General features: G+C 61.1%; 23 protein-coding genes. 15 read left to right on the top strand and 8 right to left on the bottom strand.

Going from position 1 to position 22,256, the window contains the following annotated elements:
* Position 1 precedes the first annotated feature (1 nt).
* Complete coding sequence (locus J5M56_RS06610; protein ID WP_207870381.1) at positions 2-313, top strand: NGG1p interacting factor NIF3; 312 nt, start codon at positions 2-4, stop codon at positions 311-313.
* A gap of 3 nt (positions 314-316) precedes the next feature.
* On the opposite strand, the gene J5M56_RS06605 is transcribed toward J5M56_RS06610, so the two are convergent.
* From J5M56_RS06605 to J5M56_RS06590, 4 genes are all read right to left on the bottom strand, one after another.
* Entirely contained in the window at positions 317-2,332 is a 2,016-nt protein-coding gene (locus J5M56_RS06605) for an HET-C-related protein (RefSeq protein WP_207870379.1), read from the bottom strand.
* Between the two features lie 126 nt (positions 2,333-2,458).
* Positions 2,459-4,504 (bottom strand): PhoX family phosphatase, encoded by a 2,046-nt coding sequence (locus J5M56_RS06600; RefSeq protein WP_207870377.1) that lies wholly within the window; start codon positions 4,502-4,504, stop codon positions 2,459-2,461.
* 266 nt (positions 4,505-4,770) lie between these two features.
* Positions 4,771-5,325: a L,D-transpeptidase family protein gene (locus J5M56_RS06595; RefSeq protein ID WP_060479337.1), complete on the bottom strand. Its 555-nt coding sequence runs from the start codon at positions 5,323-5,325 to the stop codon at positions 4,771-4,773.
* Between the two features lie 18 nt (positions 5,326-5,343).
* Positions 5,344-5,895, bottom strand: coding sequence for an NUDIX hydrolase (locus tag J5M56_RS06590; protein WP_060479336.1), 552 nt, complete (start codon positions 5,893-5,895; stop codon positions 5,344-5,346).
* A 126-nt stretch (positions 5,896-6,021) separates the two neighbouring features.
* Here J5M56_RS06590 and J5M56_RS06585 point away from each other — a divergent pair, with 126 nt between their 5' ends.
* The 5 genes from J5M56_RS06585 (at position 6,022) to purT (ending at position 9,220) form a co-directional block, all read left to right on the top strand.
* A complete protein-coding gene (locus J5M56_RS06585; protein ID WP_060479335.1) occupies positions 6,022-6,621 on the top strand; it encodes a CoA pyrophosphatase in 600 nt (199 codons plus the stop codon).
* A gap of 44 nt (positions 6,622-6,665) precedes the next feature.
* Positions 6,666-7,190, top strand: coding sequence for a gamma carbonic anhydrase family protein (locus tag J5M56_RS06580; protein WP_186477748.1), 525 nt, complete (start codon positions 6,666-6,668; stop codon positions 7,188-7,190).
* Entirely contained in the window at positions 7,183-7,386 is a 204-nt protein-coding gene (locus J5M56_RS06575; RefSeq protein WP_060479333.1) for a DUF1289 domain-containing protein, read from the top strand. The genes J5M56_RS06580 and J5M56_RS06575 overlap by 8 nt, the downstream gene beginning before the upstream one ends.
* A 108-nt stretch (positions 7,387-7,494) precedes the next feature.
* Complete coding sequence (locus J5M56_RS06570) at positions 7,495-7,962, top strand: VUT family protein (RefSeq protein ID WP_060479332.1); 468 nt, start codon at positions 7,495-7,497, stop codon at positions 7,960-7,962.
* A 76-nt stretch (positions 7,963-8,038) separates the two neighbouring features.
* A complete protein-coding gene (purT, locus tag J5M56_RS06565; protein WP_060479331.1) occupies positions 8,039-9,220 on the top strand; it encodes a formate-dependent phosphoribosylglycinamide formyltransferase in 1,182 nt (393 codons plus the stop codon).
* A 37-nt stretch (positions 9,221-9,257) separates the two neighbouring features.
* Here the strand turns inward: purT and J5M56_RS06560 are convergent, their stop codons facing one another.
* The 3 genes from J5M56_RS06560 to J5M56_RS06550 form a co-directional block, all read right to left on the bottom strand.
* On the bottom strand, positions 9,258-10,559 hold the full coding sequence (locus J5M56_RS06560) for an MFS transporter (protein WP_207870375.1): 1,302 nt from the start codon (positions 10,557-10,559) through the stop codon (positions 9,258-9,260).
* Positions 10,560-10,834: 275 nt separating this feature from the next.
* Entirely contained in the window at positions 10,835-12,040 is a 1,206-nt protein-coding gene (locus J5M56_RS06555) for a transporter associated domain-containing protein (RefSeq protein WP_207870373.1), read from the bottom strand.
* A gap of 9 nt (positions 12,041-12,049) precedes the next feature.
* Positions 12,050-12,859 carry an inner membrane protein YpjD gene (locus J5M56_RS06550; RefSeq protein WP_186477750.1) on the bottom strand — a complete coding sequence of 270 codons (810 nt, stop codon included), beginning with the start codon at positions 12,857-12,859 and terminating at the stop codon, positions 12,050-12,052.
* A 195-nt stretch (positions 12,860-13,054) separates the two neighbouring features.
* Here J5M56_RS06550 and ffh point away from each other — a divergent pair, with 195 nt between their 5' ends.
* From ffh to J5M56_RS06520, 6 genes are all read left to right on the top strand, one after another.
* The gene (ffh, locus tag J5M56_RS06545) at positions 13,055-14,431 is read left to right on the top strand and encodes a signal recognition particle protein (RefSeq protein WP_207870371.1); all 1,377 of its coding nucleotides are present in this window, start codon (positions 13,055-13,057) and stop codon (positions 14,429-14,431) included.
* A 260-nt stretch (positions 14,432-14,691) separates the two neighbouring features.
* Positions 14,692-14,943: a 30S ribosomal protein S16 gene (gene rpsP, locus J5M56_RS06540; protein WP_003259424.1), complete on the top strand. Its 252-nt coding sequence runs from the start codon at positions 14,692-14,694 to the stop codon at positions 14,941-14,943.
* A 5-nt stretch (positions 14,944-14,948) separates the two neighbouring features.
* Positions 14,949-15,485 carry a ribosome maturation factor RimM gene (rimM, locus tag J5M56_RS06535; protein ID WP_186477751.1) on the top strand — a complete coding sequence of 179 codons (537 nt, stop codon included), beginning with the start codon at positions 14,949-14,951 and terminating at the stop codon, positions 15,483-15,485.
* A 3-nt stretch (positions 15,486-15,488) separates the two neighbouring features.
* Positions 15,489-16,241 carry a tRNA (guanosine(37)-N1)-methyltransferase TrmD gene (trmD, locus tag J5M56_RS06530; protein ID WP_008094486.1) on the top strand — a complete coding sequence of 251 codons (753 nt, stop codon included), beginning with the start codon at positions 15,489-15,491 and terminating at the stop codon, positions 16,239-16,241.
* Positions 16,242-16,283: 42 nt separating this feature from the next.
* On the top strand, positions 16,284-16,634 hold the full coding sequence (rplS, locus tag J5M56_RS06525) for a 50S ribosomal protein L19 (RefSeq protein ID WP_023629812.1): 351 nt from the start codon (positions 16,284-16,286) through the stop codon (positions 16,632-16,634).
* A 95-nt stretch (positions 16,635-16,729) separates the two neighbouring features.
* Positions 16,730-17,137, top strand: a complete 408-nt coding sequence (locus J5M56_RS06520; protein WP_060479325.1) for an acyl-CoA thioesterase — start codon at positions 16,730-16,732, stop codon at positions 17,135-17,137.
* Between the two features lie 3 nt (positions 17,138-17,140).
* Here J5M56_RS06520 and J5M56_RS06515 read toward each other — a convergent pair whose 3' ends face one another.
* Positions 17,141-18,961, bottom strand: a complete 1,821-nt coding sequence (locus J5M56_RS06515) for a sodium:proton antiporter (RefSeq protein ID WP_207870369.1) — start codon at positions 18,959-18,961, stop codon at positions 17,141-17,143.
* A gap of 68 nt (positions 18,962-19,029) precedes the next feature.
* Here J5M56_RS06515 and xerD point away from each other — a divergent pair, with 68 nt between their 5' ends.
* From xerD to J5M56_RS06500, 3 genes are all read left to right on the top strand, one after another.
* Positions 19,030-19,926, top strand: a complete 897-nt coding sequence (gene xerD, locus J5M56_RS06510) for a site-specific tyrosine recombinase XerD (protein WP_186477753.1) — start codon at positions 19,030-19,032, stop codon at positions 19,924-19,926.
* A gap of 153 nt (positions 19,927-20,079) precedes the next feature.
* Complete coding sequence (locus J5M56_RS06505) at positions 20,080-20,835, top strand: thioredoxin fold domain-containing protein (RefSeq protein ID WP_207870367.1); 756 nt, start codon at positions 20,080-20,082, stop codon at positions 20,833-20,835.
* 82 nt (positions 20,836-20,917) lie between these two features.
* Positions 20,918-22,222, top strand: coding sequence for a homoserine dehydrogenase (locus J5M56_RS06500; RefSeq protein ID WP_186477754.1), 1,305 nt, complete (start codon positions 20,918-20,920; stop codon positions 22,220-22,222).
* Positions 22,223-22,256: the final 34 nt, after the last annotated feature.

Here is a 22,256-nt window from a genome sequence, read left to right as displayed (position 1 = left end):
CGTGTACAAGCTCGCCTTCTTCGTCCCGGCCAGCCATGTCGAAGGTGTCAAGGCTGCCGTGTTCGCCGCTGGTGGTGGGCGGATCGGCGGCTATGACCACTGTGCCTGGCAGACCTTGGGCCAAGGCCAGTTTCGCCCATTGGACGGTAGCCAGCCGTTTCTTGGGCAAACTGGCCAGGTCGAGGTGGTCGAGGAGTGGAAGGTGGAGCTGGTGGTGGCCGATGACCTGATTGATCAGGTCGTCGCTGCCCTCAGGCTGAGCCACCCGTATGAGACGCCAGCCTATGAAGTCTGGCGGCTCCACGACCTTTAGGCGTCATCCAAACGGAAACGCATTGCCGATAATTTCCGAAACCGTGTTAGGGGCGTTGCGGAAACTTTCGCCCAGTACCCTGACCCTGTCCTGTTCCTCCTTCTCCAGTTGCTTCTGCAGTTCTGCCAAGTCGCCAATGCTACCTGCGAGGCGAATCTTTTCTTTGGTACGCGCCCGGTCCATGGCTTCCCATGCCGCGACGATGTCGTCATGCCAGTTGTCATCATTGGGGTGCAGAATGAACGCCACGGCCACGCTAGCGGGGTCGCGTTCGGTGTTGCCCTGCCAGTATTCATACATCGCCTGACCAACCATCTGCACCGCATAGGTCGCCAGATACGCCGCCAAGTCATGAAACGGGTGCGTGTCGTGGTCTTTGGCCAGTTGTGAGTGGGTAGGATGCAAGCCAGGTACGACATTGGGGTTATGCCCGGAAAGGGTCTGGAACTCGTCGATATTGTCGCCCACCCAACTCAGCAGCCCCTGAATCACCGCATTGTTAGCATTCTGCAGCATGGCAAGTGGCGTTTTTGCCACCCAACTGGCTGCTTCATACAGACCGTAAAGCGGACTTTCTGCCGCGTCATCGCGTATCTTGAGAAATGCCTGGAGCAGCTTGAGCGGTGTATCGCTTTGGTGCTCTTCGAGCAATATCAGCAGTACTTTTTCCACATCGCTTCGATCGCCCGGCCGAGTGCGCTTGAAGTCGAGCGTTTGCACCTCGAAAAGGATTTTGCCCAGCGGTTCGGCGATGCTGGCGACCACATCCAGGCCACCAAACATGCCAGTCACCACGGGCAGCCGATGTTTGCAGTCAGTTTCGGTAGTCCAAGGCAGCACGTCATGGCCACGTTTGCGCAAACACAGTTCGACGAAGTTGGAGTGTGCAAAATAGTCCTCGAGCACATGCAACGCTTCGCCAAAATAACGCCTGCCCTCGATGCTGTTACCCGCCAGCATGGCGTCGATCAGCTTTTGACGCATGTAACTTGTGGCATTGTCTATATAGCTACTGAGCGAGCGTTGCGCGTCCACTTCCAGTAACGCGTGGCCGTGGGAAACCAAGGGCTCGAAGTCGCTATCGATCTCCCGTGGGTCGGTCGCATCGGCCGAGGGGTTCAGCGGGTTGTCGATATGTTCGCTGGGGCGGTACACCCCCAGCATTTCTGGGACCACGGTATACGCCTGCCGACCCTCAGGTGTGTCCTGCAGGTCGTGAAACTCCTTGAGCGCCAGCAGATCGACCAGTTGAGTCAGAGCGCTGCGCGAGAGCTTCGAAGGGAAGTTCTTGGGGGCATCGGGCTTGCGCACCAGCTTGGGATCAAGCAATTGCGAATAGTCACGCAGCCAGTTACCAAAGTAGATGCTACGGCGCTCCTCATCCGTGAAGCCGACAGATGCCAAGCCTTTCTCCAAGGATTCATGCCCAAATGAGCCAGGTTTGTCCCCTGGGCCTGCAGAGAAGTTCTGCGGTATCGGGACGGGCTGGAGCGCGGGGATGGTCAGGCGTACGGCTTGATTGTCGTACATACCGAACACTGTCCCATCTTCGATCTTGGGCCCGTAAAAGAACATCATGGCGGCATAATCGGCGCCAATCTGTTCGAGCCCTGGGTTTTCGATATCTTGTGAATGGTCGGTGAAGTCTTGTTTGATCACTTGGTACAGATAGTTGCCGAATGCGCTGGCCAGCGCGTTGTACAGGTGTGCACTGTCGATATCGTGCGCGCGGGCCTGCATCAATGCCGGCTCGGTCACCCAGATCGTGCGGCTATCGCTGTCGTAGTGGGCAAGGGATGTACTCTGCGCCTCGACCCGATACTGCGGATTGGCTATGGCACCCTCACACAGTGCAGTCTGCAGTTTTTGGCAGGCGTGAGAGGAAACGTGCGAACCGAATACTGACATGATCAGCACGCTGAACAGTGTTTCGTCGGTGCTCTTTGCCACAGATTGCAAGCGTTCGAGCATGTAGTCGCTGTGCAGTGCAGGCTGGTTAACTTCGGTTTCAGAGGACATGAGCGTCGTTCCATGGAGAATTGGACGCCCAGCCTCGTTCAGCGGCCCGCCTGGTTGAACAGAGCAGCATTACCTGCCCAGGAAAGTCGACCTTCTCAACGCCTGCTTGCTGCCTGCTAGGCCTGGTCAGATAGTTCCGATCTGGCCGCCATCGTCACGCTGAATCACAACCGTTGATGCCCGGGGCCTGACCTTGGTGCCGGAGGGCGCGGCGTCTGTCGCCATGTCGCTGTACGGCCAGTTTTCCGGATGCTGGATGTTGATGAACAGGGTCTTGTTGTCCGGTGTGAAGGTTATACCCGTCACCTCGCAGCCGTTTGGCCCGACGAAAAACCGGCGTAGGGCCGACTGATTTTGGGCATCGATTGGTATCTGCTTGCCGTTGGCATCGATCAGTTCGGTGGGAATCACGGCCAACAGTTGGTCGTTTGTATAGTCTGTGAGCGTAGGCTCGCTGTTGTCGGTCTCAAACCACAGCACGCCACGGCTATCGAAGCTCATGCCGTCGGGGCTGGCGAACTGATTGAGCTCGCTGAGCCCCGAGCGGTTGATGTCTGCCGTGCCGGTGGCGTTGGCGCCAAAGACGAAGATGTCCCAGGTAAAGCTTTGGTGATCGTCGCTGTCATGCCAGCGGATGATATGACCGTGGCGGTTCGGACCCCGCGGGTTTGCGGCATCGACCTTCTCCGGGGTGCGCACACTATTGTTGGTCAGGGTCAGGTAGGCATCGCCATTGAGCGGGTTGACGGCTGTCCACTCGGGTCGGTCCATGGGCGTGGCGCCAACGGCATCGCCAGCACCTCGGGTATTGAGGATGATGCCAGCGAGGTCACCGTACAATGCGCCGAGGGTGCTACCGGCGGTAGTGGGGGTGTTCACGTCGAGCGGCAGCCAAACGCCAGTGCCGTCGGCATCGAAGCGGGCGACGTACAGATTGCCGTGGTCCAGGTACTTGGCACCGGTTTTGAGCCGGTCGGCCGGGGTGGCATCAGCCGCGTCCCACAGGGCTGCGGACACCCATTTGTACAGGTACTCGTTATTCGAGTCGTCACCCATGTACCAGACCAGCGGCTTGCCGACCACCGGCAGGCCCGGGCAGCAGCCTTCATGGCGGAAACGCCCCAGGGCCGTGCGCTTGGTGGCCAGGGTGTCGCTGTTGTACGGGTCGATTTCGACGATGTAGCCAAAAGTGCTGGCTTCGTTACGGTAGTCTTCGCTGGCGTGAGCGCCTTTGGCGGTGACATCGAAGCGGGCGAACTCGTCATCCACTTCAGTGCTGTCACCGGCAGCGCTTTCCCACTGATACTGGCCATTGGCGGTGCCCACGCCGATACGGCGCTGATCGTCCGGGCGTGAGCCTCTGTTGACGAAAATGCCTGGCCAGTTCTCTTCGCAGGTCAAATATGTACCCCACGGCGTGTAGCCGTTGCCGCAGTTGTTATTGGTACCGCGACAGTGGATACCGTCGGCCGAATACTTGGTTTTGACGTGGCTGGTGCCGCGCATCGGCCCGGTCAGCTCCATACGCGACGCCGTAGTGAATCGGCGGTTGAGCGGGTCGTTTTCGACCACCTGCCAGCGGCCGTTGATTTTCTTCAGGCGGACCACACCAGCGCCGTGGGCGTTGATTTCTTTGCGTACTTCTTCAGCAGGGCGCTTGCCGCTGGCGTCGACGGTTGGACCGTTGGGGTGCAGGGCAGCGGTGTCGATGTATTCGAAGTTGATCGCCAGCAGGCCGTCCTGTGAACTGCCGTTGATTGGGAAAAAGTGCATGCCGTCGTGGTGCATGCCCATGGCATTGGCTTGGTCGACCGACGTGTTGCTGCCGTCGGCTCTCCAGGGGCTGGCCTTGCCATTTAGTGGTGTGCCCCAGGGCGCGAGCACGTAGGCACTGTAGCCGGCAGCAACCACGCAGGCGTCGGTACGCGAGCCAGCAATGGACTGGAAGCCCAGTGCCAGTTTCGGCTTATCGGGTTGGGGGGAGGGCGGTTGGGGAGAGACAGGCTCGCTGTCCAGGCAGCCGGTCAGACCGGTGCCGGCAATCATGGCTATGGCTGCGCCCAGGCTGCCGCGGATCACGCTGCGACGGCTCAGGTAAGCGTCCATGACGCTGGCCATCGGCAGGTTGGTGCTGTGATTGCGGTCCAGGTTGTCGCCGGTGTCTCGACTCATCAGGGTGTCCTTGTGGTGATTGAGTAGTCGCGAACCCCGACTTTATGGCGTTACTGTGACGATTCGTGGGTCGAAATGGCTAAGGGGCTGGCAAGTTGCGCATTGTCGGCAGCAGAGCTTGGATGCGCCTGCCTTGAGGCGGGCGGCACCTTCAAAATCGAGTGCTGATCATTCCAAGGCAGACGTGGCAGAGGCTGCGCAGAATTCGGCAGGCCTTTGGCAGAAAGGGGGAAGAGTCTTGCAGGCTCAATCCGCGTTGTGGACTATCACGGACGAATCTCGATCAAAGTGCCGTCGCGAACCAGGTCCCACACTTCTCGCATGTCGCTGTTGCGCATGGCGATGCAGCCATCGGTCCAATCGAGGGTGTGGAAGTACCATTCAGGGTAGTCATCGTTGATCGGCGTGCCATGGATCATGATCATGCTTCCGGCACTCCAGCCCTCGCGGTTGGCGCGGGCGGCATCGCTGATGTTCGGGTAGGTGATGTGCATGGCCAGATTGAAACGGTCGCTCTGCTTGCGCCAGTCCAGCCAGTACAGCCCTTCAGGGGTCTTTTTGTCGCCTTCGCGCTCTTTGGCACCTTTAGGTTGTTTACCCAGCGAGATGCGGTAGGTCTTCAACGGCTCGCCACGGCTGATCAGCTGCAGGCGCCGTTCGGACTTGATCACCAGCACCTTGTCGATCAGCGGCTGCATCGCCGTCTGCGAGTGTGACTGCGTTGGTGCCGGCGGTTGCGGCTTGCGGATGATGACTTCCGTGAATGCCGCCTGGGATGCAGTGGCAACGCAAAGGCAGAAAAGGGCGAACAACCAACGCATGAAACAGTACCTGCAGGCTCAAGGGATGGGCGAGACGTTCATCGGCGGCAGGTATTCATGGCCTATCGGGTAGTGCTGCCTGATGCGGTCGCGATAATAGCATTCTAGTGTGCGCGTGACGGTGCGGAAAGCCAGCTCGTTCCAGGGGATTTCGTGCTCCTCGAACAGCCGAACTTCCAGGCTTTCGACGCCGACGTCGAACGCCAGGTTGGCCAGCTCGGCACGGAAGAACACATGCACCTGATTGATATGCGGCAGGTCGAACAGCTGGTACAGGGTCATCTGCGCGACCCGGGCGCACGCCTCTTCGGCCGTTTCGCGACGGGCCGCCTCATCGAGGGTCTCGCCGTTTTCCATGAAGCCAGCCGGCAGCGTCCAGAAGCCGCGGCGCGGCTCTATGGCACGGCGGCACAACAGTACCTGGCTGCCCCATGTGGGTAACACCCCGGCAACGATGTTGGGGTTCTGGTAATGAATGGTCTGGCAATGCTCGCAGACGAACCGTAGGCGGCTGTCGCCTTCGGGGATCCGCTGAATGACCGGTTGGCCGCACGCGCTGCAGAATTTCATGCTTTTATTCCTAGTGGACCGGCTTATCTTGGCGTGCCGGGCGGTCCTGCTGCAAGCGTGCGGGGCTTGGGTGCGTCGCGGCTTTGGTGCATCATGCGAGGCAGGCCTTGGATACGAGAGTGCGCGATGCTGGACGAGCTACTTCGCCGTATGAGCAACCACCAACCCGCTTCACTGGAAACCGACCGAAGGTTCCCCGAGGCGGCGGTACTTTTGCCCATTACCCGCAGCGAAGCGCCCGAACTGGTACTGACCTTGCGTGCCAAGGGGCTGTCGACTCACGGCGGCGAAGTAGCCTTCCCGGGAGGGCGACGCGATCCGGAAGACCCAGACCTGGTGTTTACCGCCTTGCGTGAGGCCGAGGAAGAAATCGGTCTGCCACCTGGCTTGGTGGAGGTGATCGGCCCGCTCAGCCCCCTGGTATCACTGCACGGACTGAAGGTGACGCCGTTCGTCGGTTTGATACCGGATTTCGTCGAATACCGCGCCAATGACGCGGAAATAGCGGCAGTCTTCAGCGTGCCACTGGAGTTCTTCCGTCAGGACCCGCGTGATCATACTCATCGCATCGATTATCAGGGCCGCAGCTGGTATGTGCCCAGCTATCGCTATGGTGAATACAAGATTTGGGGGCTCTCGGCGATCATGATCGTCGAACTGGTCAATCTGCTGTTCGACGCCGGAATCAGCCTGCACCAACCCCCTGAGCGCTACATCGAAATCTGAGCCGGGCACACCCTGCCGTCTGCGTGAACCTCTGAGGATCGAACATGAAATACCGCCTGGGCGACCATCGGGTCGAATGTCACCCCACCAGCTGGGCTGCACCCAACGCCACCCTGATCGGCAAGGTGCGCCTGCAGGCCCGTGCCAGCGTGTGGTTCGGTGCCGTGCTGCGCGGTGACAACGAGCTGATCGACATCGGTGAGGCTAGCAATGTCCAGGACGGGACGGTGATGCACACCGATATGGGCTCGCCGCTCACTTTGGGCAAGGGTGTAACCATTGGCCACAACGCCATGTTGCATGGCTGCACGGTGGGCGATTACAGCCTGATCGGCATCAATGCAGTCATTCTCAATGGCGCACGCATTGGCAAGCACTGCATCATCGGCGCCAATGCGCTGATTCCCGAAGGCAAGGATATACCCGACGGTTCACTGGTGATGGGCTCGCCTGGCAAAGTGGTGCGCGAGCTGACCGAGCAGCAAAAGCGCATGCTCGAGGCCAGCGCCGCGCACTATGTGCACAATGCCGAACGTTATGCCCGTGAGTTGGTGGCTGACGATGAGTGACGTGATAGTCGAGCGGCCGGTGCCGTCGCCCTGCGTGAGCATTTGCGCCCTGGACGAACAGGATGTGTGCACGGGGTGCCAACGCACGGTGGCCGAGATCGGCCGCTGGGGGCGGATGGACAATACCGAGCGGCGGGCGGTGCTCCAGCTTTGCCATGAGCGGGCGGTGGCGGCCGGGTTGATCATCGGGGCGTGACGGTGCGCCGGTTGTAGCCCCTGCAACAGGTTCGATCTGTGTGGGGGTGGGTTTACCCGCGAACGAGCCAGCGGTAATCTGCCGGGCTTGCCCACAGAAAACTAACCCATGATCTATCTCATTGCCTATATCAGTAGCGTGGTGCTGATCAACTACGCCTTCTCGAGCGCTCCGCACCTGGACATCATCTGGTCCTGTTGGGGCGGGCTGGTGTTCATCCTGCGTGACATGGTGCAAACCCGCTATGGCCATGGCGCGCTGATTGCCATGCTGATGGCCCTGGTGCTGTCGTACGCGACCTCTGAGCCGGCCATTGCTTTGGCCAGCGCCACCGCGTTCTTCGTCTCCGAGCTTATCGACTGGCTAGTGTTCAGCATTACTCGCCGGCCACTGCGTGACCGTTTGTGGTTAAGCTCAGCGTTGAGCATTCCGGTGGATACCTTCATCTTCTTCGGCATGATCGGCGCCCTGACTCCAGCGGTGATCGGCACCGCCATGGCATCGAAGTTCGCCGGTGTCACGGCCGTGTGGCTGGCCATGGCATTTCGTGCGCGGCGGGCCGCTGTGGCGGGTTGATGGTGTAGAATATCGGTCCTTTTTCAGCGGGCCTTGCCAAGCCTGGCGCGGCCCCGGACGCCTTCGAGGACCTGAAATGACCCGTATCGGAACCCCATTGTCGCCAACCGCGACCCGTGTACTGCTCTGCGGCTGTGGCGAGCTGGGCAAGGAAGTGGTGATCGAGCTGCAGCGCCTGGGCGTCGAAGTGATCGCCGTCGACCGCTATGCCAATGCCCCGGCCATGCAGGTGGCCCACCGCAGCCATGTGGTCAACATGCTCGATGGTGTGGCCCTGCGTGCGATCATCGAAGCGGAAAAACCGCACTTCATCGTGCCGGAAATCGAAGCGATCGCCACCGCCACCCTGGTCGAGCTGGAAAACGAAGGCTTCAATGTGGTGCCCACCGCTCGGGCAACCCAATTGACCATGAACCGCGAAGGTATCCGCCGCCTGGCTGCCGAAGAGCTTGACCTGCCGACCTCGCCGTATCATTTCGCCGACACTTACGAAGACTACGCGGCAGCCGTGGCCGATGTCGGCTACCCCTGTGTGGTCAAGCCGGTGATGAGCTCCTCTGGCAAGGGGCAGAGTCTGCTGCGCAGCGACGCTGACCTGCAGCAGTCCTGGGCCTATGCCCAGGAGGGTGGGCGTGCCGGCAAAGGCCGAGTGATCATCGAAGGCTTCATCGATTTCGACTACGAGATCACCTTGCTGACCGTGCGCCACGTGGGCGGCACCACTTTCCTGGAGCCGGTCGGGCACCGTCAGGAAAAAGGCGATTACCAAGAGTCCTGGCAGCCACAGGCCATGAGCGAGAAAGCCCTGGCCGAGTCGCAGCGTGTGGCCAAAGCGGTGACCGATGCACTGGGGGGCCGTGGTCTGTTTGGTGTGGAACTGTTCGTCAAGGGCGACCAGGTGTGGTTCAGCGAAGTGTCACCGCGCCCTCATGATACTGGCCTGGTGACCCTGATTTCCCAGGACCTCTCGCAATTCGCGCTGCATGCCCGCGCCATTCTTGGCCTGCCAATTCCGGTGGTGCGCCAGTTCGGCCCGTCGGCTTCGGCGGTCATCTTGCCGCAAGGCCAGTCGCAGCAGACCAGCTTCGCCAACCTGGGCGCGGCCCTGAGCGAGCCGGACACCGCCATCCGCCTGTTCGGCAAGCCGGAAATCAACGGCACCCGGCGGATGGGTGTGTGCCTGGCGCGCGATGAGTCGGTCGAAGCAGCGCGGGCCAAAGCGACCCGTGCCTCGCAGGCGGTGAAAGTCGAGTTCTGATGCGACGCCGCAGGGGCCGCGATGCGGCCCCAATCATTCACAGCTCGGTATCGCGCGTTTCTTTCAGGCACAAGACGGCGATCAGGCTGATCAGCGCCGCCGCCGAAACATAACCCCCCACCCAGCTCAACCCGCCCATGCTCACCAGTTTCTGGGCAAAGAACGGCGCCGCCGACGCTCCAACGATGCCGCCCAGGTTGTAAGCTGCCGAGGCCCCGGTATAGCGCACGTGGGTTGGGAACAGTTCCGGCAGCAGCGCGCCCATCGGCGCGAAGGTCACCCCCATCAAGAACAACTCGATGGCCAGGAACAGTGCCACGCCAGCGGTGGAACCCGAGGTCAGTAGTGGCTCCATGGCAAAGCCTGAGGCCACCGCCATCAAAGCACCGACGATCAGCACCGGCTTACGCCCAAAGCGGTCGCTCAGCCAGGCTGACAGGGGGGTCGCCAGGGCCATGAACACCACGGCAAAGCACAGCAGGCCCAGGAAGGTTTCGCGGCTGTAGCCCAGGGTCGTCACGCCGTAGCTCAGCGAAAATACCGTGGAGATATAGAACAGCGCGTAGCACACCACCATCGCAGCTGCGCCTAGCAAAGTCGGCAGCCAGTATTTGGCGAACAGGTCCACTACCGGAAGCTTCACCCGCTCATGGCGAGCAACAGCCTTGGCGAACACTGGGCTTTCCTCCAGTTTCAGGCGGACGTACAGGCCCACCAGCACCAACGCTGCGCTAAGCAGGAACGGAATGCGCCAGCCCCATTCACGGAACTGTTCGTCGCTGAGGAGCATGGCCAGGGTCAGAAACAGGCCGTTGGCCGCAAGAAAGCCGATCGACGGCCCCAGTTGCGGGAACATGCCAAACCAGGCGCGTTTGCCCTGGGGTGCGTTCTCGGTGGCCAGCAGCGCTGCACCGCCCCATTCACCGCCCAGGCCCAGGCCCTGGCCGAAGCGCAGCAGGCAGAGCAGGATCGGTGCCCAAACCCCGATGCTGTCATAGCCCGGCAGCACACCTATCAGCGTGGTCGACACGCCCATCAGTAGCAGTGACGCCACCAGCGTCGATTTGCGCCCGATGCGGTCACCGAAATGGCCGAACAGCGCTGAGCCCAGTGGGCGGGCGAGGAATGCGATGCCGAAGGTGATGAATGCTGCAAGCATCTGCGCGGTGCCCGATTCGGACGGGAAAAACACCGGGCCGATCACCAGTGCGGCGGCGGTAGCGTAGACGTAGAAATCGTAGAACTCGATCGCGGTGCCGATGAAGCTGGCGGTGGCGACTCGCGCAGGTGAGTTGACCGGCGTGGCAGGCGCCTGGGAGTAAGTGCTGCTGGTTGTCATTAAGTAGGTCCCTAACAGTCTGATTGGCTCCGTGGGCAGTTGCCCGCAGCACGTGCAAGAAACCAAGGCAGGCACGGCATGGCGGGCACCGGAGCGCATTGTTTTTGTGTTCGCTGGCTGACGATAGCCCAGAGGGGATAAGGATGGGAGCGGGTACTGTTTCGGGGTATTGAAGCAGGACCGCGTAGGGCGTCAGTGCAGCGGACTGGCCGAGTGGCGCCGAGTGCGGGTAGCAGGCGTTGCGGCGGGGCTGGGTAAGCGTGACCCGAGTATAGCTACCGGGTCACGGTCCACACCAGTACCTTGCTGGCGCAATTGTCCTCGGTTTCGAGAATTTCCAGGCGATAGCGGCCGATTTTCAGGCAAACCGCACTTTCCGGGATGCTTTCCAAGGCTTCGGTGACCAGCCCATTGAGGGTCTTCGGCCCGCCATCGCACGGCAGGTGCCAGCCCAGGGTGCGGTTGATTTCCCGCAGAGAGGCAGCGCCCTCGATAACGAAAGTACCATCAGGCTGGGCATGCACATGGGGGTTGTCCAGGGTCTGCTCGTCTTCGAACTCGCCGACGATTTCTTCGAGGATGTCTTCCAGGGTGACGATACCCAGCACCTCTCCATACTCGTCTACCACTACGCCCAGGCGACGCTGTTGCTTGTGGAAGTTCAGCAGCTGCATCTGCAGCGGGGTGCTTTCCGGGACGAAGTAGGGCTCGTAGCACGCGCCCAACAGTTGCTCGTGGGTCAGCTCGGCCTTGGGTAGCAGGTGGCTGATGAGCTTGGTGTTGAGGATCGCTTCTACCTGGTTGATGTCGCTGTGGTAGACCGGCAGGCGGGTATGTCGGCTAACGATCAGTTGCTCGATGATGTGCCCAATGGGCTCATCGAGGTTGATGCCGTCCACCTCGTTGCGTGGGACCAGAATGTCGTTGACGGTGACCTTGTCCAGTGACTGCAGGCCGTCCAGCAGGCCATGACGCGGCGCCTCATGGGGGGCGTCCTCGTCGAACTCGTCCTCTTCCTGCGGGTGCAGGGCCACTGCCGTAGGCTGGGCCCGAAACGGCCGCAGTATGAGCTTGGCGATGCCGTCGAACAGGCAAGCCAGCGGTTGCAGCAGAGCCAGGGGAAACGGCCTCAGGCTCAGACCTAGGCTGATGAAGGCTTGAGGGTTGCGGCGGGCCAGGCGCCTTGGCAGAAACTCGGCGAACACCAGCAACGCTGCCACGGCGGCCAGGCCAGCCAGCCAAAAGCCGTGCTCGCCGCTCTGCCGCTCGCCGATCAGGCAAGCCATGCCCAGCACCAGCAGCTTGCCCAAGCTTGCGCACAGCACCAGGGCTGGCACCGGCAGCGATGGTTGGCCCTCATCGCCATGGCGCGGTGAGGCGTTGATCAGCAGGCGGGCGGCATCCACGGCGGTGAACAATGCCGACCACAGCAGTGCCAGTGCCAGAATGCCGAGTAGCGGTGCGTACGGCAGGGTGTCCATGGGCGGCCGTCAGATATGCAGGATGAATTCGCGGACCAGCTTGCTGCCGAAATAGGCCAGCATCAGCAGGCAAAACCCTGCCAGGGTCCAGCGGATCGCCTTGTGGCCGCGCCAGCCCAGGCGGGTGCGGCCCCAGAGCAGCACGCTGAACACCACCCAGGCCACGCAGGCCAACAGGGTTTTGTGCACCAAGTGCTGGGCGAACAGGTTTTCAAGGAACAGCCAGCCGGAAATCAGCGATAGCGAGAGCAGGCACCAGCCTGCCCAGAGAAAACCGAACAGCAGGCTTTCCATTGTCTGCAGCGGCGGGAAGTTACGAATTAGCCCCGAGGGGTGCTTGTTCTTCAGTTGGTGGTCTTGCAGCAGCAACAGTAGCGACTGGAACACCGCGATGGTGAATAGGCCGTAGGCCAGAATTGACAGCAGAATGTGCGCGAGGATGCCGGGCTCTTCGTCGATTAGTGGCACCGTGCCGGCTGGGGCGAACTGCGCCAGCAAGGCGGTGATTGCGCCAAGGGGGAACAAGAGCACCAGCAGGTTTTCCACCGGGATGCGCAGGCATGCCAACAGCGTCAAGGTAATGACTGCGGCCGCAATCAGGCCGGCGGCGCTGAAGAAGTCCAGGCTAAGCCCCAGTGGGGTAATCAGCTGGAAGAACAGCGCACCGCCCTGGGCGAGCACGGCAAGGGCGCCAAGCAGGCCCAGCAGGCGTTTGTCGGCCTTGCGACCCTGGGCCAGATGGGAGCCCTGATAGATCGCCGCGGCTATATAGAGGCCGGCGGCGATCAGATTGGGAATGAGGCTGGGTGAGGAGACCATAAGTCCTGGTTGCAGAGCCCTGAAAGAGACGGAGTTTGGCATAGAACGACACCGGCCATCCAGACCGATCGGTAGCGAGGTGTGCGCCGTCGGCTCACTTGGTTATAATCGCCGCCTTGCTGTGCCTGGCGGGTGTGCATTTGCCCCGCAGGCGCCTGACAAACCTCGGCTTTTATTGGGCCTGAAAGGATCACCATGTTCGAAAACCTGACCGACCGCCTGTCACAGACGCTGCGCCATGTCACCGGCAAGGCCAAGCTGAGCGAAGACAACATCAAGGACACGCTGCGCGAAGTGCGCATGGCCCTGCTCGAGGCCGACGTTGCCCTGCCGGTGGTCAAGGATTTCGTCAACAGCGTCAAGGAACGTGCAGTCGGCACCGAAGTGTCGCGCAGCCTGACCCCGGGCCAGGCCTTCGTGAAGATTGTCCAGGCTGAGCTTGAAAGCCTGATGGGCGCGGCCAACGAAGACCTCGCGCTCAACGCCGCACCGCCGGCCGTAGTGCTGATGGCCGGCCTGCAGGGTGCGGGCAAGACCACCACCGCCGGTAAGCTGGCGCGCTTTCTCAAGGAGCGCAAGAAGAAGAGCGTGATGGTGGTGTCCGCCGACGTCTACCGCCCGGCGGCGATCAAGCAGTTGGAAACCCTGGCCAACGACATCGGCGTGACCTTCTTCCCGTCCGACATCAGCCAGAAGCCGGTGGCCATCGCCGAAGCTGCGATTCGCGAAGCCAAGCTCAAGTTCATCGACGTGGTCATCGTCGACACTGCTGGCCGCCTGCATATCGATGCCGACATGATGGACGAGATCAAGGCGTTGCACGCCGCGGTCAAGCCAGTCGAAACCCTGTTCGTGGTCGACGCCATGACCGGCCAGGACGCCGCCAATACCGCCAAGGCGTTCGGCGAAGCCCTGCCGCTGACCGGTGTGGTGCTGACCAAGGTCGACGGTGACGCCCGTGGCGGTGCTGCGCTGTCGGTGCGCGCCATTACCGGCAAGCCGATCAAGTTCATCGGTATGGGCGAGAAGAGCGAAGCGCTCGAACCGTTCCACCCCGACCGTGTGGCTTCGCGCATCCTCGGCATGGGCGATGTGCTCAGCCTGATCGAGCAGGCCGAGCAGACCATCGACAAGGCCAAGGCCGACAAACTGGCCAAGAAGCTCAAGAAGGGCAAGGGCTTCGATCTCGAAGACTTCCGCGACCAGCTGCAGCAGATGAAAAACATGGGTGGTTTGGGCGGCCTGATGGACAAGCTGCCGAGCATCGGTGGGGTCAACCTGTCGCAGATGGGCAACGCCCAGGGCGCGGCCGAGAAGCAGTTCAAGCAGATGGAAGCGATCATCAACTCGATGACCCCTGCCGAACGTCGCGACCCTGACCTGATCAGCGGTTCGCGCAAGCGCCGTATCGCCCTCGGTTCCGGCACCCAGGTGCAGGATATCGGCCGGCTGATCAAGCAGCACAAACAGATGCAGAAAATGATGAAAAAATTCTCCGCCAAGGGCGGTATGGCCAAGATGATGCGCGGCCTTGGCGGGATGCTGCCAGGTGGCGGCATGCCCAAGCTGTAACACTTGTTTTTGGGCGCCTGCCTGCATCCAGGTGGGCGCCCGAAACCCCCGCTGCGGCGGGGTGACGGCCGCGCGATGCGTGGCTTAACCGGCAAATCTGGACGGTAGGGCATGCCTCTGCCGAAAAAGGCATTTGCAAATGTCCGTATATTCCCTGAGAATATGCGGCCTTTTGGGCACCCGTGTGCCTATTTGGCATTCAGATTTGCAGTACCAGCTGCTGTATGAACTGCAGCACCGACTATAGGAACGATGTTCACATGGTAACCATTCGTCTGGCCCGTGGCGGCTCGAAAAAGCGCCCATTCTACCACCTGACCGTGACCAACTCGCGTAACGCCCGTGACGGCCGTTTCGTTGAGCGCGTAGGTTTCTTCAACCCGATCGCTGCTGGCGCCGAAGTCAAGCTGTCGGTCAACCAAGAGCGCGTCAACTACTGGCTGAGCCAGGGTGCACAGCCGTCTGAGCGCGTTGCTCAGCTGCTGAAGGACGCTGCCAAGGCTGCTGCCTGAGCAGTATGAACGCGACGCCAGAAAAGGCTGACGACCTGATCGTCGTTGGCAAGATTTTTTCGGTTCACGGCGTTCGCGGCGAGGTGAAGGTGTATTCCTTTACCGATCCGATTGAAAACCTGTTGGATTATCCGCGCTGGACGCTTCGGCACGAAGGCAAGGTAAAGCAGGTCGAGCTGGTCAACGGTCGTGGCTCCCAAAAGGGCCTGGTCGTTAAGCTCAAAGGCCTCGATGATCGTGATGAAGCCCGTCTTCTGAGCGGTTACGAAATCTGCATTTCGCGGAGCCTTTTGCCCAACCTGGCTGCTGACGAGTACTACTGGTACCAGTTGGTGGGCCTCAAGGTCATCAACCAGGACGAACATCTGTTCGGCAAGGTCGATCACCTGTTGGAGACCGGTGCGAACGATGTAATGGTGGTCAAGCCCTGCGCAGGCAGCCTGGATGATCGCGAGCGTCTATTGCCCTATACGGCGCAATGCGTGCTCGATATCGACCTGGAAGCAGGTGTGATGCGGGTTGAGTGGGATGCGGACTTCTAAACGATGGGTAACCTTCGCGTAGACGTCATCACGTTGTTCCCTGAGATGTTCTCGGCCATCACTGAGTACGGCATTACCAGCCGCGCGGTGAAACAGGGGTTGCTTCAGGTGACCTGCTGGAACCCGCGGGACTACACCACAGATCGCCACCATACCGTGGATGATCGGCCGTTTGGCGGTGGTCCGGGCATGGTGATGAAAATCAAGCCTCTGGAAGACGCACTGGTTAGCGCCAGGCAAGCGACTGGAGCATCGGCGAAGGTGATCTATCTCTCGCCGCAAGGCCGCAAGCTGACTCAGCAGGCGGTCAAAGGCCTGGCCGAACAGGAATCTTTGATCCTGATCGCCGGTCGTTATGAAGGCATCGACGAGCGTTTTATCGAGGCTCATGTCGATGAAGAGTGGTCGATTGGCGACTATGTGCTTTCCGGTGGCGAGCTGCCGGCCATGGTACTGATCGATGCGGTTACGCGGCTGCTGCCCGGAGCTTTAGGGCATGTGGACTCGGCGGAGGAAGACTCCTTCACTGACGGTCTGCTCGATTGCCCGCACTACACCCGGCCTGAGGTGTATGCGGATCAGCGTGTTCCCGACGTGTTGCTAAGTGGCAACCATGCACATATCCGGCGTTGGCGGATGAAGCAGTCCCTTGGTAGGACCTTCGAACGACGCGCCGATCTTCTGGAAAGTCGCTCGCTTTCTGGAGAAGAGAAGAAGCTGCTCGAGGAATATCTCCGCGAGCGGGACGATAGTTAAACGTATCGATGGTGGATCACGTATCCATCTTAGGAGCACAGCATGACCAACAAGATCATCCAGCAGCTCGAAGCAGAGCAGATGAGCAAGGAAATCCCAACCTTCGCACCAGGCGACACCATCGTCGTTCAGGTTAAAGTGAAGGAAGGTGATCGTTCCCGTCTGCAGGCATTCGAAGGCGTTGTCATCGCCAAGCGTAACCGTGGTCTGAACAGCGCCTTCACCGTGCGCAAGATCTCGAGCGGCGTAGGCGTTGAGCGTACCTTCCAGACCTACAGCCCGCAGATCGACAGCCTGGCCGTGAAACGTCGTGGTGACGTGCGTAAAGCCAAGCTGTACTACCTGCGCGACCTGTCCGGCAAAGCCGCTCGCATCAAGGAAAAACTGTCCTGAGTACAGTTTGCCTGGTGGCCTGAGGCCGCCTTGCGAGAAAAAAGCAGCCTTCGGGCTGCTTTTTTGCATTCTGAAACCTGTGAAGAGTGACGCCCATGACCAGTCGAGATCAGGAAATCCAGCGCCGCACCGAGCTTTCGGTGACCCGAGTAACCAAAGCGGTGTTCCCCAACACCACCAACCACCACAACACCCTGTTCGGCGGCACCGCGCTGGCGTGGATGGACGAAGTGTCCTTCATCGCCGCTACGCGCTTTTGCCGGCTGCCGCTGGTGACCGTGTCGACCGACCGCATCGACTTCAAGCACCCGATCCCGGCGGGGTCGATCGTCGAGCTGGTGGGCACAGTGATCAAAGTCGGCAATACCAGCCTGCAGGTGCAAGTCGATGTGTTCGTCGAAAACATGTACCTGGACGGCCGCGAGCGGGCGATTCACGGGGTGTTCAGCTTTGTCGCAATCGACGAAGACAAGCGCCCTGTGCCGGTGTTACCCGGCAGTTGAGCCTCACTGCTCGGGCTGGCCGTCTTGCCGCTGTGGGTCGATCAGCGAAACCAGCGTCCAGCCCGCTTGCGGGGTGAGCGGGGTGTCCGGACACGCGACATGTACCCAGCCGTTGGCGTCGCGGGCGAACAGCAAGGTCGCCCTCTCGCCATGCAGTGCTTGGTACTGTTCCCAGCTGAAAGCTTCAGTGAGCGTAGTACTGAACAGTTCGACCCCCAAATGTAGGCGGTTGGCCAGTTGCAGGTAGGTCATCGGGCTTGAACCGAGCAGTTGGCCCCTGTGTTGTTCGCTGGCGCGGTGTTTGTCGCTGCGTTGGTTTTCCAGGCCGCTGGCCAGCACGAACAGCCGTTTGTGGCCGAAATCGTGACGAAACCGTGCGCACGCCAGGGCATTGAGTTCACCTGCTGGGGAGAGCCCCAGCAAATGGCCCAGGCCCACCAGGTCCAGGTGTGCGTCGGCGTGCTGGGATGCCGGGTTGCCGAAGTAGGTCGGCAGGCCATCCATACGTGCCGCCCGGATGTTTTCCCAGCTTGAATCGGTCAGCAGCACGCGGCAACCCAGCTGTTGCAATGCCTTGGCCAGAGTGCGTGCCGGCGGGTTGGCACCCACCAGCAGAAAGCCACTGGGGGCAGGCTCGGCAACCCTGAGCAGGCGCGCCAGCGGCCGGGCGGTAGCGCTTTGCAGCACCACCGTGCCAATGATCACGGCAAAGGTCAGTGGCACCAGCAGCAAGGCCGAGTGGTGACCGGCTTCATCCAGGCGGATGGCGAACACCGCCGACACCGCCGCGGCAACTATCCCCCGCGGCGCGATCCAGGCCAGCAGCGCGCGTTCACGCCACTTCAACGAGGAACCGGCTGTGGAAACCAGCACATTCAACGGCCTGGCCAGCAACTGAATGGCCAGCAGCAGGACGATGACCGCAGGGCCCAGTGAGAACAAGGCCTGCAGGTCAAGGCGGGCAGCCAGTAGGATGAACAACCCGGAAATCAGCAGGACGCTGAGGTTTTCTTTGAAGTGCAGGATCTGCTGCACATCCACTCCACGCATATTGGCCAGCCACATGCCCATCACCGTGACCGCCAGCAGCCCGGACTCGTGGGCGATCTGATTGGCAGCAATGAAGATGCCCAGCACGGCGGCCAGGGAGGCCAGATTGTGCAGGTACTCCGGAAGCCACTGCTCGCGCATCACCTGGCCCAGCAGCCAGCCACCGGCTGCCCCCAGCGCACTGCCGCACAGGATGACCCCGGCGAAGGTAATCAGGCTCTGGCTCAAGCCCTCACCGCTGCCACTGGCGATAATGAAGCTGTACACCACCACCGCCAGCAAGGCACCGATCGGGTCGATGACGATGCCCTCCCAGCGCAGGATATTGGCGATCGTGGCGTTGGGCCGGACCACGCGCAGCATGGGCACGATCACGGTAGGGCCGGTGACCAGGGTCAGGGCGCCGAACAGGATCGCCAGCGGCCACTCGAATGCAAGCAGCCAGTGGGTGGCGACGGCGATCACCAGCCACGTGGCCAAGGCGCCAAGGGTGACCAGCCGATGCACCACACTGCCGATATCCCGCCACTGCGACAAATGCAAAGTCAGGCTGCCTTCGAACAGGATCAATGCCACGGCCAGTGAAACCAGTGGCATCAACAACGGGCCGAACAGTGCTTCGGGTGACAGCCAGCCCAGTACCGGGCCGGCAACGATACCGCACAACAGCAGGAACAAAATGGCAGGCAGTTTCAGCCGCCAGGCTAGCCACTGGCAGGCCAGCGCCGCCGCGCCGATGCCGCCCACACTCAGAAGTATCTGCTGTTCGTTCATGCGGGCTCCCTATGCCGACGATGTTATGAAAGACTAAGCGCCATTATGTTGTTTGCCACTGTGAATTCATGCCAGCTCTTGACCATCCCCTGATCGACCAGTTCCTCGACGCCCTGTGGCTTGAAAAGGGCCTGTCAGACAACACCCGGGCCTCCTACCGCAGTGATCTGGCCTTGTTCAACGGTTGGCTACAGGAGCGCACGGTGGCGTTGCCGGATGCGGGCCGTGATCTGATTCTCGATCATTTGGCCTGGCGTCTTGACCAAGGCTACAAGCCTCGCTCCACAGCGCGTTTTCTGTCCGGCCTGCGTGGTTTTTTTCGCTATTTGCTGCGGGAAAGGCTGGTTGCTGTCGACCCCACTCTACAGGTGGACATGCCGCAGCTTGGCCGCCCTTTGCCTAAATCCTTGTCAGAAGCCGACGTCGAAGCATTGCTGCATGCACCGGAGCTGGGTGAGGCGATTGGCCAGCGCGACCGGGCCATGCTCGAAGTGCTGTATGCCTGCGGCTTGCGGGTGACCGAACTGGTGGGTTTGACCCTTGACCAGGTCAATCTCCGCCAGGGGGTGCTGCGGGTAATGGGCAAGGGCAGCAAGGAACGCTTGGTGCCGATGGGCGAGGAGGCAGTGCTGTGGATCGAGCGCTACGTGCGCGATGGCCGCGCCGAGCTGCTCAACGGCCGCCCCAGCGATGTGCTGTTTCCCAGCCAGCGCGGTGAGCAGATGACCCGGCAGACCTTCTGGCATCGCATCAAGCATCACGCTCGGGTAGCCGGTATCGATAAGCCGCTGTCGCCGCATACCCTGCGCCATGCTTTCGCCACTCACCTGCTCAACCATGGCGCCGACCTGCGCGTGGTGCAGATGCTACTGGGCCACAGCGACTTGTCGACCACGCAGATCTACACCCATGTGGCAAAGGCTCGGCTGCAACAACTGCATGCCCAACACCATCCACGTGGATGAATGTTGTTCATGTTCCGCCGACTGGTCCTAGCAGGCCGCTTTATCAGTAGCGTGATGTGATAGTCTTGGGCGGTTTGCATCAAGGGCTGCACGGTCACCGGGTTTTTGCCGCAGCTGACGTTTCCGGCCCTTGTCCGCCTCCAGGAGTTTTCCATGCGCGTGACCCAGTTTTTCGCCGTCGCCATGTTGGCGCTGGCCAGCACCGTTGCCGTTGCCGCGGCCGATAGCAACACCAGCCCCGAGCAGGCCATTCGCAAGTCGTTGCAGAACCTTGAACTCGAAGTGCCCGTGGAGAGCGTCGGCAGCAGCCCGCTCAACGGTCTCTATGAAGTCAAGCTGCAAGGTGGTCGTGTGCTGTATGCCAGCGCTGATGGCCAGTATGTGATGCAGGGCTATCTGTACCAATTGCAGGACGGCAAGCCGGTGAACCTCACAGAGAAGGCCGAGCGCCAGGGTGTTGCCAAGCTCATCAATGGCATTCCTGCCGCCGAAACCGTGGTTTATCCTGCCAAAGGCGAAACCAAGTCGCACATCACCGTGTTCACCGACACTACCTGCCCGTACTGCCACAAGCTGCACGCCGAAGTACCCGAGCTCAACCGCCGCGGTATCGAAGTGCGCTACGTTGCGTTCCCGCGTCAGGGCCTGGGCTCGCCGGGCGATCAGCAGTTGCAGGCAGTCTGGTGTTCCAGCGACCGCCGCGCGGCGATGGACAAGATGGTCGAAGGCAAAGAAATCAAGGCCGCCAAGTGCGCCAACCCGGTCACCAAGCAGTTCCAGCTTGGCCAGCAGATCGGTGTCAACGGTACGCCCGCCATCGTGCTCGAGAACGGGCACGTCATTCCGGGTTACCAACCGGCACCGCAAGTGGCCAAGCTGGCCTTGGCAGGCGAGCAGGCCGCCAAGTAATTCATTCAGTACGCCGTCGTCATGGGGTGACGGCATGTTTCACGGTCGGTGAAGGCACCGGCCGTTCAATGGGGAGTTCACAGTGAAACCGGTCAAAGTAGGCATCTGTGGGTTGGGGACCGTCGGTGGCGGAACCTTCAATGTACTTCAGCGCAACGCCGAGGAGATCGCCCGCCGTGCCGGGCGCGGTATTGAAGTGGCACAGATTGCCATGCGCTCGCAGAACCCGAACTGCCAGATTACCGGTACCCCCATTACCGCTGACGTGTTCGAAGTGGCGAACAACCCGGAAATCGACATTGTCATCGAGCTGATCGGCGGCTACACCATTGCCCGCGATTTAGTGCTCAAAGCCATCGAAAACGGCAAGCACGTGGTCACCGCCAACAAGGCGTTGATCGCCGTGCACGGTAACGAAATCTTCGCCAAAGCCCGCGAGAAGGGCGTCATCGTCGCCTTCGAAGCGGCCGTTGCTGGCGGCATCCCGGTGATCAAGGCAATCCGCGAAGGGCTGTCGGCCAACCGCATCAACTGGCTGGCCGGCATCATCAACGGCACCGGTAACTTCATCCTCACCGAAATGCGCGAAAAAGGCCGTGCCTTCCCCGATGTGCTGGCCGAAGCCCAGGCCCTGGGGTATGCCGAAGCCGACCCGACCTTCGACGTGGAAGGCATCGACGCCGCGCACAAGCTGACCATCCTGGCGTCCATCGCCTTTGGCATCCCGCTGCAGTTCGACAAGGCCTATACCGAGGGCATCACCCAGCTGACCACTGCCGATGTGAACTACGCCGAAGCGCTGGGCTATCGTATCAAGCACCTGGGTGTGGCCCGCCGCACCGCCGAGGGCATCGAATTGCGCGTGCACCCGACGCTGATCCCAGCCGATCGCTTGATCGCCAACGTCAACGGCGTGATGAACGCGGTGATGGTCAACGGGGACGCGGCAGGTTCCACCTTGTACTACGGCGCTGGCGCCGGCATGGAGCCAACCGCTTCGTCGGTGGTCGGCGACTTGGTCGATGTGGTTCGTGCCATGACCTGCGATCCGGAAAATCGCGTACCGCACCTGGCCTTCCAGCCAGACTCGCTGTCGGCCCACCCGATCCTGCCGATCGAAGCCTGCGAAAGTGCCTACTACCTGCGCATTCAGGCCAAGGACCACCCAGGCGTGCTGGCCCAGGTCGCTAGCATCTTGTCCGAGCGTGGCATCAACATCGAGTCGATCATGCAGAAGGAAGCCGAGGAACAGGACGGCCTGGTACCGATGATCCTGCTGACCCACCGTGTGGTCGAGCAGGGCATCAACGACGCCATCGTCGCTCTGGAAGGCCTGCAGGACGTAGTCGGCAAGGTCGTGCGTATCCGCGTCGAACAGCTGAATTAATTTGCCACTCGGGCCGCTTGGCGGCCCTAGCATC

The organism is Pseudomonas sp. 51_B, from assembly GCF_017491595.1.
Taxonomy (GTDB): Bacteria; Pseudomonadota; Gammaproteobacteria; order Pseudomonadales; family Pseudomonadaceae; genus Aquipseudomonas; species Aquipseudomonas promysalinigenes.
Note: the sequence above shows the minus strand (reverse complement) of the source record. Positions and strands in the feature narration are given on the sequence as shown.